This window comes from Rhizobium sp. Root274 (assembly GCF_001429245.1).
Lineage (GTDB): Bacteria > Pseudomonadota > Alphaproteobacteria > Rhizobiales > Rhizobiaceae > Allorhizobium.
In genome coordinates, this window is the sequence record NZ_LMJE01000009.1 from 176759 (window position 1) to 189794 (window position 13036).

General features: G+C 61.9%; 10 protein-coding genes and 1 tRNA gene. 4 read left to right on the top strand and 7 right to left on the bottom strand.

What is annotated here, in order from left to right; translation table 11 throughout:
* Positions 1-105: 105 nt before the first annotated feature.
* The 6 genes from ASE36_RS18520 to ASE36_RS18545 all read right to left on the bottom strand — a co-directional run bounded on the left by ASE36_RS18520 (position 106) and on the right by ASE36_RS18545 (position 7465).
* Entirely contained in the window at positions 106-1311 is a 1206-nt protein-coding gene (locus ASE36_RS18520) for an MFS transporter (protein ID WP_062283390.1), read from the bottom strand.
* Between the two features lie 147 nt (positions 1312-1458).
* Entirely contained in the window at positions 1459-2883 is a 1425-nt protein-coding gene (gene sthA, locus ASE36_RS18525) for a Si-specific NAD(P)(+) transhydrogenase (protein ID WP_062283878.1), read from the bottom strand.
* A gap of 155 nt (positions 2884-3038) precedes the next feature.
* Positions 3039-3905 (bottom strand): RadC family protein, encoded by an 867-nt coding sequence (radC, locus tag ASE36_RS18530; protein WP_082511215.1) that lies wholly within the window; start codon positions 3903-3905, stop codon positions 3039-3041.
* 127 nt (positions 3906-4032) lie between these two features.
* Positions 4033-4857 carry a type I methionyl aminopeptidase gene (gene map, locus ASE36_RS18535; protein ID WP_062283393.1) on the bottom strand — a complete coding sequence of 275 codons (825 nt, stop codon included), beginning with the start codon at positions 4855-4857 and terminating at the stop codon, positions 4033-4035.
* 19 nt (positions 4858-4876) lie between these two features.
* A complete protein-coding gene (gene sfsA / locus ASE36_RS18540; protein ID WP_062283397.1) occupies positions 4877-5617 on the bottom strand; it encodes a DNA/RNA nuclease SfsA in 741 nt (246 codons plus the stop codon).
* 18 nt (positions 5618-5635) lie between these two features.
* A complete protein-coding gene (locus ASE36_RS18545) occupies positions 5636-7465 on the bottom strand; it encodes a PHA/PHB synthase family protein (protein ID WP_062283400.1) in 1830 nt (609 codons plus the stop codon).
* Positions 7466-7627: 162 nt separating this feature from the next.
* Between ASE36_RS18545 and ASE36_RS18550 the strand changes: the two genes are divergently transcribed.
* From ASE36_RS18550 to recJ, 4 genes are all read left to right on the top strand, one after another.
* Positions 7628-8032, top strand: coding sequence for a hypothetical protein (locus tag ASE36_RS18550; RefSeq protein WP_062283405.1), 405 nt, complete (start codon positions 7628-7630; stop codon positions 8030-8032).
* Between the two features lie 227 nt (positions 8033-8259).
* Positions 8260-9477, top strand: a complete 1218-nt coding sequence (locus ASE36_RS18555) for an LL-diaminopimelate aminotransferase (protein WP_062283408.1) — start codon at positions 8260-8262, stop codon at positions 9475-9477.
* A 74-nt stretch (positions 9478-9551) separates the two neighbouring features.
* Positions 9552-10871 carry a homoserine dehydrogenase gene (locus tag ASE36_RS18560; RefSeq protein ID WP_062283411.1) on the top strand — a complete coding sequence of 440 codons (1320 nt, stop codon included), beginning with the start codon at positions 9552-9554 and terminating at the stop codon, positions 10869-10871.
* Between the two features lie 231 nt (positions 10872-11102).
* The gene (recJ, locus tag ASE36_RS18565; protein ID WP_062283887.1) at positions 11103-12908 is read left to right on the top strand and encodes a single-stranded-DNA-specific exonuclease RecJ; all 1806 of its coding nucleotides are present in this window, start codon (positions 11103-11105) and stop codon (positions 12906-12908) included.
* Between the two features lie 37 nt (positions 12909-12945).
* On the opposite strand, the gene ASE36_RS18570 is transcribed toward recJ, so the two are convergent.
* Positions 12946-13020, bottom strand: a tRNA-Glu gene (locus ASE36_RS18570).
* Between the last annotated feature and the right edge of the window lie 16 nt (positions 13021-13036).

Sequence of the window (13036 nt, forward strand, 5' to 3'; positions counted from 1 at the left end):
GCGTCAATGAAAGTTGTACCCTAGATGGCATCGACCTGCGCCGTACCCTAGTTCCAGCCGGGTGACAGACTGTTTCATCGGCAGAGACGACCTATCGACGAACAATCAGGCGCTCCGGGCGACGCGCCGTTCCACAGACAGCAGGCCGACCACGCCCAAAACAGCCAGGACTAGTCCAAGCCAGGCGGTCCCCGAATAGCCGAGAAAATGCGACCCGATCGCGAAGGCCGCCGCGTTGAGCCCGTTTCCAAGAAAGGAATTGATCGGCAGAAAAGCTGTGCCGAGGCCAGGCCGGCCGGGAAACAGATCCTGGAAATAATTGAGCGGTATCGCGAGCAGGGCTGCAGCAAAGGCCGCCCCCGGCAGCGCCAGCGTGTAGATTTGCCAGGGCGCGGCTGCGAAGCTGAGAGCGACCATGTAACCGCCATAGCCGAGCGCTGCGGTCACGATGATGCCGATGATGCAATGGCGCTTGAGAAGATGCGCCCACATCAGCATGAACGGGATCTCGGTGAGCGCCGTCATGCCCGCGATCAGGCCGACATCGGCGGTCTTGCCGCCGAGTTCCAGGGTCAAAATCAGCGGCCAGATCGTACCGCTCAGGCGCAGCGTCGAGGTGATTGCTGCGATCGATATCATGCGGATCAGCATGTCGCGCGCGGCTAGCTCTTTCAGAGCAGCGAAAAAGCCGGGCGTTTTGCCGTCCCGCACCGCCCGGCTGCCGTTGGGCTTCAGCGCGAAAAGGGCACAGATCAGAATGAAGAGGCAGAATAGGGACGCGAGCCCCCAGGCGCCGATCATGCTGCCGGATGCGCCGAGCGCCAGACCAAGCCCCGCAGGTGTCAGCACCCAGGCCGCAGAGACGATCGCACGCAAGGTTGCGTTGACGGCAGCGGCATCACCCTGGTCAAGGTCGCCGGTTTCCAGGCGTGCACTGGCGAACAGCAACGAGCTGGTGGCGTAAAAGAACGGCACGACGAGCGAGGTTGCGCCGAGGAAGACCGGGACCGAGGGGAAGAGATAGATGGCCCCATAACCGACGACGCCGAGCGCCGACATCGCGATCAGCATGTGCCGCCGATCGCCCAGCATATCCGAGAGGATGCCGAGCGAGACACTGATGGTGACGGCGGAGATCGACGACACGAGCACCAGCAGTGAATAAGACTGATCGCTCATCCCCAGAGTGCCGATCGCCGTGACCGACAGATAAGGGATCGTTGCCCCGAAGGCCGAACCTTGGGCGAAGATCATCAGGGAGAGGATCAGCAGTTGTGAGCGACCGGCAATCTGGCCGAAGGATGAAAACATGAAAAGGTCTCTGCTGCGGCAGCAGCCAACTTTGCCGAGGACGGCGGATTAAAGGCCGCAACCTTGGCATGAGTCGCGCCGCGCGTCAGCCGCTGCAGGAGGTCTGCAAGGGATATTTGTCCGCTACGACAAATCTGCAGCCGCAGGTTATTCGGCCGCCTTCCGCTCGATCTTCTCAACCTTCAGCTCGCCCATCCGGTTCCAGGCGTCGAGCCCGGCGATCTTATAGGCTTCCGCAAGCGTCGGGTAGTTGAACGTGTTCTCGACAAAATATTCGACAGTGCCTTTGAGATTGAGGACGGCCTGGCCGATGTGCACGAGTTCGGTTGCCCCTTCGCCGACGATGTGGACGCCCAGCAGACGGCGCGTTTTGTGCGAAAAGATCATCTTCAGCATGCCGCTGTCGAGGCCCATAATATGGCCGCGCGACGTTTCGCGGAAATGCGCGATCCCGGTTTCATAGGAAATGCCGCGCTGGATGACTTCCTCTTCGGTGAGGCCGCAGGTCGAGATTTCCGGCACGGCATAGATGCCATAGGGAAAGAATTGCGGCGGTTCGTGCGCTGGCGCGCCGACCGCATGGCGAGCGGCAATGCGGCCCTGTTCCATCGAGGTTGAGGCAAGCGACGGAAAGCCCACGACATCACCCGCCGCGTAGATATGCGGCACGGCCGTCTGGAAGGTTTCCGGATTGACCTTGAGACGCCCGCGATTATCCGCTTCAAGCCCGATGGCGGGGAGGTTCAGCGTGTCGATGGCGCCGACGCGGCCGGCGGCATAGAGGACCATTTCGGCCATCAGGACGCGGCCGTTCTTCAAGGTCACACGACACTTGCCGTCGACCTTTTCAACGGTCTCCACCGTCTGGCCGAAGATCAGCTTCATGTTGCGGTCACGCAGCTGGTAGGTGAAGTCTTCGACAATTTCCTTGTCGATAAAGTCGAGCATGGTGTCGCGCGGCTCGACCACCGTCACGGCCGTGTCGAGCGCCGAGAAGATGGTCGCATATTCGATGCCGATGACGCCGGCGCCGATGACGATCATCGATCTCGGCAGGTCCTTGATCTCGAGGATTTCATCGCTGTCGAGCACATTGGCGCCGTCGAAGGGGATGTGGCTTGGTCGGAAGGGGCGCGTCCCCACGGCAAGCAACACCGACTGCGCCTGCACATGCAGGATTTCGCCGTCATCCTTGGTCACTTCAATATTGTGCGGATCAAGGAATCGCGCGGTACCGCGCAACTGCGTCACGCGATTGCGTGAAAATTGATGTTCGAGAACCTCGACTTCATGGTCGAGCGTGATCAGCAACCGGCGCCGAAGATCCTCCGCCTTGATTTCCTGCTTCACACGATAGCTGCGGCCGTAGAAACCGCGCTCGCGCCAGCCTGTCAGGTTCAGCGCCGTCTCGCGCAGGGTCTTCGAGGGGATCGTGCCGGTATGCACGGACACGCCGCCGACGCGCGTTCCCTTCTCGATCACGAGAACCTTTTTTTCCAGCTTTGCCGCCTGGATCGCGGCCCGGCGGCCGGCTGGTCCGCTGCCAATCACGACGAGGTCATACTGGTTCATGGGGGTGCCTTCGATTCGCCAGAAGTGATGCTGCAGTGCAATGTCGCTCACAAAGCATATCAGGGCAATCTAACCGTTTCATTATCGCCGCAGCGACAATGCCCGGATTTGCATTTTTCTTTGGAACCCAAGGCGTGCCAGCGACGCGCGCCGGATCAGATCAGCCGAAGCCCTCGGAAGCTGGCATGGCCGTCTTTGCCGATGATGATGTGATCGTGAACGGTGATGCCGAGCGGTTTTGCGGTGTCGACGATCGTGCGGGTCATGTCGATATCGGCGCGAGACGGGGTTGGGTCTCCGCTCGGATGGTTGTGGACGAGGATGATTGCGGTGGCCGAGAGTTCCAGCGCCCGTTTGACCACTTCACGTGGATAGACGGGTGTGTGGTCGATCGTGCCGCGTCCCTGGATCTCGTCGGCGATCAGTACATTGCGTTTGTCGAGGAAGAGGATTCGAAACTGCTCGGTCGTCTCATAAGCCATGGCGGCGTGGCAGTAGTCGATCACCGAGGACCAGGACGAGAGCACTTGCTTCTCACGCAATTCGCTTTTCAGCATGCGCTGCGCGACACTGGCAATCAGCTTCAGGTCGAGCGCCACACTTTCGCCGATGCCCTTGACCTCCTGCAAGAGGGAGGGAGGCGCACCAAGCACACCTCCAAGCGTGCCGAAGCGAGCTATCAGCGCCTTGGCGATCGGTTTCGTGTCGCGCCGAGGGATCAGCCGAAAGAGCAGCAGTTCGAGAATTTCGTAATCGGCAAGGGCCGTCTCGCCACCGTCACGGAAACGGTTCCGCAGCCGTTCGCGATGGCCGAGGTAATGCGCTTCGGGTTGCAGCGCTGCCCGCGTGGAGGCAGCCTTTGCCAAATTGCTTTCGCGAGCCGGCTGTTCCGCAAAGAAGCTGCGCTCGTCCACGGCGTCACCGGAGAGCGCGGCACCCGGGCCGAAAAGATCACCTGATTGCTGGATCGCCGAACCGTCGCCTCGCAACGGCCCGCCTGAGAACGGAAGCTTGCTCGTCATGCCACCCCAATCCTGACCCTCATGGTCGAGCGGCCTTCGGCCGCCGGGATATAGTGACATGACTTGCGGCTCGCGCAAGTTGAAGTTGCGTTAGGTTTACGCTGGTCTTTCGGCGAGGAAAGCCGGTTTAAGCCAGACCGGGGCGATCAAGACCGGCAGGCGATAGCGTGAAGATCTCGCAGCCGGTCGCCGTCACACCGACGGTGTGTTCGTACTGAGCGGTCAGCGACCGGTCGCGGGTGACCGCCGTCCAGCCATCCGACAGAACCTTCACATGCGGTTTGCCCAGATTGATCATCGGCTCGATGGTGAAGATCATGCCCTCGCGCATCTCCGGGCCTTCGTCGGCCTTGCCGTAATGCAGGATGTTCGGGCTGTCGTGGAACAGGCGGCCAACCCCATGGCCGCAGAAATCACGGACCACCGAGCAGCGTTCGGCTTCGGCATAGGTCTGGATCGCCTCGCCGATCGCACCGGTGCGGGCGCCCGGCCGCACGGCACCGATGCCTCGCATCAGGCATTCATAGGTCACTTCCATCAACCGCTCCGCCGCTCGCTTGATCTGGCCGACCGGATACATGCGGCTGGAATCGCCATGCCAGCCGTCGAGCAGGAACGTGACGTCGATATTGACGATGTCACCGTCCCGCAGCGGCTTGTCGTCCGGCATGCCGTGACAGACGACGTGGTTGATCGAGGTGCAGACGGAATATTTATAGCCGCGATAATTCAGCGTCGCCGGCAGCGCGCCGTGATCGGCGCCGAATTCGAAGACGAAGCGATCAATGGCGGCCGTCGTGACGCCGGGCTTCACTATCGGCACCAGTGCGTCGAGACAACGCGCCGTCAACTGGCAGGCGCGGCGCATGCCCTCGAAGGCTTCGGCATCATAGAGCCGTATGGCGCCGGTGTTTTTGAGGGGCGCCGTGGCCGCGTCGATATAGGTGACCATGAAGTCGCTTTCGGAAAGACTAATCTGTGGGCTTGGCCGTTCTTAATCCACCGACCCCCGCCTCGTCTATCGGGATCAGGCCACAAGGGGTGATTTTGGCAGGTTCGACCTTGCATGAGACGGCATAGGCCTCGACCCCCTGCGCGATGGCGTGGGCGAAGGCGCGCCCGTAAGCCGGGTCGAGGTCACCGCAGATTTTCAGGCTTATGCAATCTGATCGCTGGACGATGTAGAGCATTGCGGCCCGCCCGCCCGCCTGCACCAGGTTGCCCAGTTCCTCAAGATGTTTTGCCCCGCGCGTTGTCACGCTGTCGGGAAATTCCGCAACGCCGGTCGTTCGGGTGAAATGCACGTTCTTCACTTCGACATGCACGCTCGCTTTGTCTGGATCCTCCAGCAGAATGTCAATGCGGGAATTGCGACCGTAGCGTTGCTCACGCTTGAGAGTGGCAAAGCCGGAAAGGGCAGGGATCAGCCCGGCTCGGATCGCCTCTTCCGCCAGCCTATTTGGCAGCGCGGTATTGACGCCGACCAGTGTGCCATCCGCCTCGATGAGTTCGAAGGCATGCGCGTATTTGCGGGTTCGAACGTCATGTTGCGACAGCCAAATTCTCGAACCCGGTTCGGTCAAGCCGCGCATTGAGCCGGTATTGGGGCAAAATCCGGTGATCGCACAGCCGTCGTCCAGCACGGCGTCAAAGAGAAACCGCTTGTAGCGGCGAACGAGCGTGGCGGGCACGAGCGGCGGGTCAAAAATCACGGGCTTTTAGGCTTGTGCTCAAACGCGCACAAGCACGTTACGGCCCGGCGCATCGGCAATGGCGTTTAGTGCAGCACCGCCCGGCTTGCGCGCTGGCACGCGGGTGTCGTCGAGGCTCTCGATCCAATTCTGCCAATGCGGCCACCACGACCCCGGCGTTTCCTTGGCCGTCTCCAGCCAGTCGTCGTAGTGCCCGACGGCGGGGCCATTCGTCCAGTACTGATACTTCGTCTTGTCCGGCGGATTGACGACGCCGGCGATGTGGCCGGAGCCGGACAGCACGAACTGCACCGGCCCGCCGAATAGCGAGCTGCCGACGAAAACCGATTTCGCCGGTGCAATGTGATCTTCGCGGGTGGCGAGATTGTAGATCGGGATAGTGATGTCCTTGAGCGACAGCCGTTTGCCGCCGAGTTCCATCTTGCCCTGGCTCAGCGTGTTATTGAGATAGCAGTTGCGCAGGTAGAAGGAGTGGTTGGCCGCGGCCATCCGGGTCGAATCGGAATTCCAGTAGAGAAGGTCGAAGGGCGTCGGATCCTGCCCCTTCAGGTAGTTGTTGACGAAATAGGGCCAGATCAGCTCGGAGGCCCGCAGCATGTTGAAGGCGGCCGCCATTTTCGAGCCGTCGAGATAACCAGTCTCCTGCATCCGCTCTTCGAGGCTGTGCAACTGCTCCTCGTCGACGAAGACCTTGAGGTCGCCGGCATAGGTGAAGTCGACCTGGGTTGTGAAGAGCGTGGCGCTCGCGATCCGCTCGCGCTTTTCCTGTGCGTGAAGCGCCAGAGCCGCCGCGAGCAAGGTGCCGCCGACGCAATAGCCGATGGCATTGACCTCTTTTTCGCCGGTCGCCTTTTCGACCGTGTCGAGCGCAAAATCGACGCCCTCGCGGATATAGGCCTCCCAGTCTTTCTTGGCGTGTCGCTCGTCCGGATTGACCCAGGAGATGACGAAAACCGTCTGCCCCTGATCGACGCACCACTTGATGAAGCTCTTCTGCGGGTTGAGATCGAGAATGTAGAACTTGTTGATCCAGGGTGGGCAGATGAGGAGAGGGCGCTTCAGCACCGTTTCCGTCGTCGCCTCATACTGGATGACTTCGCAGACGTCGCTCTGGGCGATGACCTTGCCGGGAGTGATCGCCATGTTCTCACCGACGGCAAATTTGCTGGTGTCGGTCTGGCGGATGCGCAGGTCGCCGCCGCCGGCCGCGATGTCTTCTGCAAACATCTGCATGCCCTTCACGAGATTGGCACCGCTCGTCGCAACCGTCTCTCGATAGAGCTGCGGGTTGGTGGCGACGAAATTGGCGGGCGACAGCGCTGCCGTGATCTGCCGCATGTAGAAATTGGCCTTGTGGCGGCTATGCTCGTCGAGGCCACCCGCTTCGCTCACCATCTTCTCGGCCCATTGCGATAAGACCAGATAGGTCTGGCGCAGGAAATCGAAGAAGGGATTGCGCTGCCAGTCCTCGTCGGCAAATCGCTTGTCCTTCGGCAGTGGATCCTCGATCGGCTGGTCCGGTTCGGCGAATCGCGCCATCGACCGGCTCCACACCCCGAACACCGCATTCAGCAGATGCGTCTGCGCTTCGAGCGTCCGCTTCGGGTCCGACATCCAGTATTCGGCGACCTTGCCCATGGTCTTGACCAGCTCGGCCATCGGTTCCGCAGCTGGGTCGGGCAGTTCGCCCGCCCGGGGCTCCAGCCAGACGGTCGCAGCTTTGCCGAGATTTTCCAGCGCTTTGGCGGCATTGACGGCAAGTGCCTGCGGATCCTTGATGATGTAAGGCTCGATCATCTTGGGATCGAATGCGGCGCCGCCACCGGTCTCGTCCCGCACTCTGTCCATGGCGTCCTCCCGCGGATTGTCCTGGCGTCTTTTGTGTTTGCCTATCCTGCATGAAAACGACTACAAGTTCCAGCGATTGGCGCATAGTCTTTCGCAGGTGACCGATCGCTGCGCCCTTGCAGATTGTCAATTTGACCGCGTGAAGAGCGGAATATCGAGGCCATGGTGGAGAGCTTACGCATTATTTTCGGTCGCAGCGGCCAGGCCGCCCTGTTTAGTCTCGTTGCACTCGGCGCCGGTGCCGGCTGCCAGTCGGCGCCCGCCACGACGACCGTTCCGACAGCCGCTGCGCTCGAAGTCACCGTCGAGGATGCCGACCAGCCTCAGGCCGCCACGCCGCGTCCCACCTATTCGGATGGCTATCCGAGTTTCGCCGGTTCGTTGAATGCGGCCAATGTCCAGATGACCAATGAAGAGGCGCAGGCCTTGCAGTTTCGCCTGACGGCGCTGAGCAAGGCGCGAAAGGCCGGAACGATCTCGGAAGCCGAGTATCAGGCAAAGCTTGCGGAACTGCGCAAGCTTGCGGCAGAGCACGGTGCCGACACCCAGGCGCTGATCGCCAAATAGCACTTGCGTTTGAGCGGGATTTTCCGCAAAGCAGCCAAGGCGTTGCAGCGTGTTTTTTTGGTTTGAGCCAGGCTTGGAACCGGAATTGCGACAAGATTTGCTGTCATCGCTTCGGTTGGGATATCATCACCCGTCTCCGGTTTTGCGGTTCGTTGCGGAGCGTGTGTTCACTGGGAAAACGAGCGCGCCTGCCGCGGAACAGACCCGCGCGGTTTCAGGGGTTGAAGATGGAAGAGTTTCACAAAGTCCGGCGCTTGCCGCCCTACGTTTTCGAACAGGTCAACCGTTTGAAAGCGAGCGCGCGAGCGGGTGGGGCCGACATCATCGACCTCGGCATGGGCAATCCGGATCTTCCGACCCCGCAGGCGATCGTCGACAAGCTCTGCGAAGTGGTTCAGGACCCGCGCACGCATCGTTATTCTTCGTCCAAGGGCATTCCGGGCCTGCGCCGCGCGCAAGCGGCCTATTACGCCCGCCGCTTCAACGTGAAGCTCAATCCGGACACGCAGGTGGTCGCCACCCTCGGCTCCAAGGAAGGCTTCGCCAATATGGCGCAGGCGATCACCGCGCCGGGCGATGTCATCCTGTGCCCAAACCCGACCTATCCGATCCACGCCTTCGGCTTCCTGATGACCGGTGGCGTCATCCGCTCGATCACGGTCGAGCCGGACGAATCCTTCTTCCCGCCGCTTGAGCGGGCCGTGCGGCACTCGATCCCGAAGCCGCTGGCGCTGATCCTCAACTATCCGTCGAACCCGACGGCCATGGTTGCTACGCTCGATTTCTACAAGGACGTCATCGCCTTCGCCAAAAAGCATGACATCATCGTGCTGTCGGACCTTGCCTATTCGGAAATCTATTTCGACGGCAATCCGCCGCCGTCCGTTCTCGAAGTCCCGGGCGCCATGGATTGCACCGTCGAGTTCACCTCTATGTCCAAGACTTTCTCCATGCCAGGCTGGCGCATGGGCTTTGCCGTCGGCAACGAGCGCCTGATCTCGGCGCTGACCCGCGTGAAATCCTATCTTGACTATGGTGCCTTCACCCCGATCCAGGTCGCTGCGACCCATGCGCTGAACGGCGATGGCTCCGATATCGCCGAAGTGCGTAACGTCTATCACCGCCGCCGTGACGTCATGGTCGAAAGCTTCGGCAAGGCCGGCTTCGAAGTGCCGCCGCCGGCCGCAACGATGTTTGCCTGGGCGAAGATCCCGGAAAAATTCCGTCATCTCGGTTCGCTGGAATTCTCCAAGCTGCTGGTCGAAAAGGCCGACGTCGCTGTGGCGCCGGGCATCGGCTTCGGCGAAATGGGCGACGAATATGTTCGTCTCGCGCTCGTCGAGAACGAGCATCGCATCCGCCAGGCCGCCCGCAACATCAAGAAGTTCCTGTCGACGGCCGACGAGACCATGCACAATGTGATTTCGCTCAACGCCCACCGTTGAGCGCCCACGTTTGAGCACGTGGCGGCGCGTTCGACGCCGCCTTTTCATCTCCCTTATGACGTCAGGAATGCCCCATGGCTGATGCCCTTAAAATCGGCGTGGCGGGACTGGGTACCGTCGGTGCCTCGCTCGTCCGGATCCTCCAGCAACGGGCCAATGCGCTCACGGTCGCCTGCGGCCGTCCGATCCGTGTCATGGCAGTTTCGGCCCGCGACGCATCGAAGGACCGCGGCATCCTGATGGACGGCATCGCCTGGTATGCCGACCCGGCCGAAATGGCGGAGAAGGCGGACATCGACGTGTTCGTCGAACTGATCGGTGGCGCAGAGGGCGCCGCTGAAGTCTCCGTACGGGCCGCCCTGTCGCGGGGTCTGCACGTGGTCACCGCCAACAAGGCGCTGCTGTCCCGCCACGGCGTGGAACTGGCGAAAATCGCGGAAGAGAAGAGCCGTCTCTTGAACTACGAAGCCGCCGTCGCCGGTGGCATCCCTGTTATCAAGACGCTCCGCGAATCGCTGACTGGCAACAATTTCACCCGCCTCTACGGGATCATGAACGGCACCTGCAATTACATCCTGACCCGCATGGAGCGGGAAGGGCTGTCTTTCGCCGACTGCCTCAAGGAAGCCCAGCGCCTCGGTTATGCCGAGGCCGATCCGAGCTTCGATATCGAAGGCAATGACACCGCGCACAAGCTGTCGATCCTGACGACGCTCGCCTTCGGCTGCGAGATCTCGGCCGACAAGATCTATCTCGAGGGTATCACCAATATCTCGATCGAGGACATCCATGCGGCAGCCGACCTCGGCTATCGCATCAAGCTTCTCGGCGTCGCCCAAAAGACGGAGAGCGGCATCGAGCAGCGCGTCCATCCGACCATGGTGCCACTCGACTCGGTCATTGCCCAGGTCGACGGCGTAACCAATGCCGTGGCACTCGAATCCGACATCCTCGGTGAACTTTTGATGGTCGGTCCCGGCGCTGGCGGCAATGCGACCGCTTCCGCGGTCCTCGGTGACATCACCGACATCGCCAAGAGCCGCCCGGGCGCTCAGGACGTACCGGTTCTCGGACGTCCTGCCCATCTGCTGGAACCCTACCGCCAGGCCGAGATGCAAAGCCACGAAGGCGGCTACTTCATTCGACTGACGGTGCAGGACCGCACCGGCGTCTTCGCCAGCATCGCGACCCGCATGGCCGAAAACGCGATTTCGCTGGAATCGATCGTCCAGCACGCCAAGGAGCCGGTCACACCTGGGCGCCCCCAGACGATCATCCTCGTCACCCATGCCACCATGGAAAGTGCAGTGCGCAAGGCCGTTGACGCTATCAAGGGTGAGGGCTATCTGGTTGGCGAACCGCAGGTGATCCGCATCGAGCGGCCCAAGGGTTGATCCGCCCGGCGCAGGGAGGCGAAGGTCGACCTGACCTGCGTCGCCACGGCTTTCAAGGATAGAATTGGCGATCCACAGGCTGCGCGAGTTTCCGTGAGCCTGACAGTAGCCTCGTGGGCGTTCTCGGGCTAGGGATGGAGGAACGCGCGGGTGGGCCGGCATCCCGGGCTGCTGAGCGCACCTGACATGGTCGCCGCCTTGTGCGCGCGCCAGGTCCATCAGAGAGCAGGCATGTCGAACGAACCCGTCGATCCCGTCATCCGGTCCTTCCTGAGCGTCGACCAGTCGGCCAGTGGCCAGCGCTGGATGTCCCGTGCCGACCAGGCCGGCCTCAACAGGGCGCTCGCTATCGGCCAGGTGCACGGTATTTCGGAACTCGTAGCCCGCGTGCTGGCAGGCCGTGGCGTTGGCGTCGATGACGCGCCAGCCTTTCTCGATCCGACCATCCGAAGTCTCATGCCCGATCCGTCTACCTTGACCGATTGCGACAAGGCGGCAGAGCGTATCGCGGAAGCCGTGAATGCAAAGGATCGGGTAGCCATCTTCGGTGACTACGATGTCGATGGCGCAGCGTCCTCAGCCCTCATGTTTCGCTTCCTGCGCCATTTCGGCGTGGAGGCGGAAATCTACATTCCCGATCGCATCTTTGAAGGTTATGGCCCGAACGCAGCCGCGATCGATCAACTCATCGAGCGTGGCGCCAATCTTCTGATCACGGTCGACTGTGGCTCGACCAGCGTAGAGGCATTGGGGGCTGCCGAGCGGCGCGGCGTCGACGTGGTGGTGATCGACCACCACCAGATGGGCCACGAAATGCCGGTCTGCCACGCCCTGGTCAATCCGAATCGCGAGGACGATCTGTCGGGGCAGGGGCATCTCTGTGCTGCGGGCGTTGTCTTCATGGTGCTGGTGGCAACATTGCGCCGCCTGCGCGAGGCTGGCCATCCCTTCGCCCGTTCTCTGGATCTCCTGGCCTGGCTCGATCTCGTGGCGCTGGCGACCGTTTGTGATGTGGTGCCCCTGAGGGGGCTGAACCGCGCCTATGTCACCAAGGGCCTGATTGCCGCCCGTCACCAGAACAATGCGGGCTTGGCAGCCCTGCTCAAAGTCGCCGGCATCGGCGGACCCGTCACGCCCTATCACTTCGGCTTCCTCGTCGGCCCCCGAATCAATGCCGGCGGCCGGATCGGCGATGCCGCGCTTGGGAGCCGACTGCTGACGCTTGATGATCCGGCCGAGGCCAACCAGATCGCCGAGAAGCTCGACGAGCTCAACCGCGAACGGCAGGCGATGGAAGCGATCATGCTGGCCGAAGCGGAGGCCGAGGCACTCGCCGAATACGGCACAGGCGAGACGGCCGGCGTCATCGTCACGGCCAAGGACGGCTGGCATCCGGGCATTGTCGGCCTTCTGGCTGCACGCCTGAAGGAGCGATTCAAGCGCCCGGCCTTTGCCATCGCCTTCGATCCGATGGGCAAGGGCACCGGCTCCGGGCGCTCGATCAACGGCTTCGATCTGGGGCGCATGGTGCGCGCTGCCGTCGATAACGGTATTCTCGCCAAGGGCGGTGGCCACGCCATGGCGGCCGGCCTGACGGTTGAGCGCGGCAATCTGGGTCGTCTGCGCAGTTTTTTCGACGAGCAGGCCACGGCCCAGGTTTCGGCGCTTGCCGCAAACCAGACGCTGAAGATCGACGGTGCCATTGGTGCATCGGGCGCAACGCTCGCGCTCGTCGACCAGCTCGAATCGGCAGGCCCCTACGGCTCCGGCCACCCGCAGCCGATCTTTGCGGTCCCGCTCCATCGGCTGAGGGATGTGCGACCGGTGGGCACCACGCATATCAAGGTGACGCTCGAAGGCATGGATGGCTCGCGCCTTGAAGGCATCGCCTTTCGCGCGGCAGACACCGATCTTGGCCATTTCCTGATGAACAGCCGTGGCAACCAGATCCATGTCGCCGGAACGCTGAGCGCCGACCACTGGCAGGGCAACCGGCGCGTACAGTTCCGCATCCTCGACGCCGCAAAGGCACCGTGACGGTCAGCAGAAGTTTCGATGTCCTGGAGGATCGAAGTGGCACGCCCTAGGGGAGTCGAACCCCTCTTCCCAGAATGAAAATCTGGTGTCCTAACCGATAGACGAAGGGCGCGTGCGCTTCGGTGGCG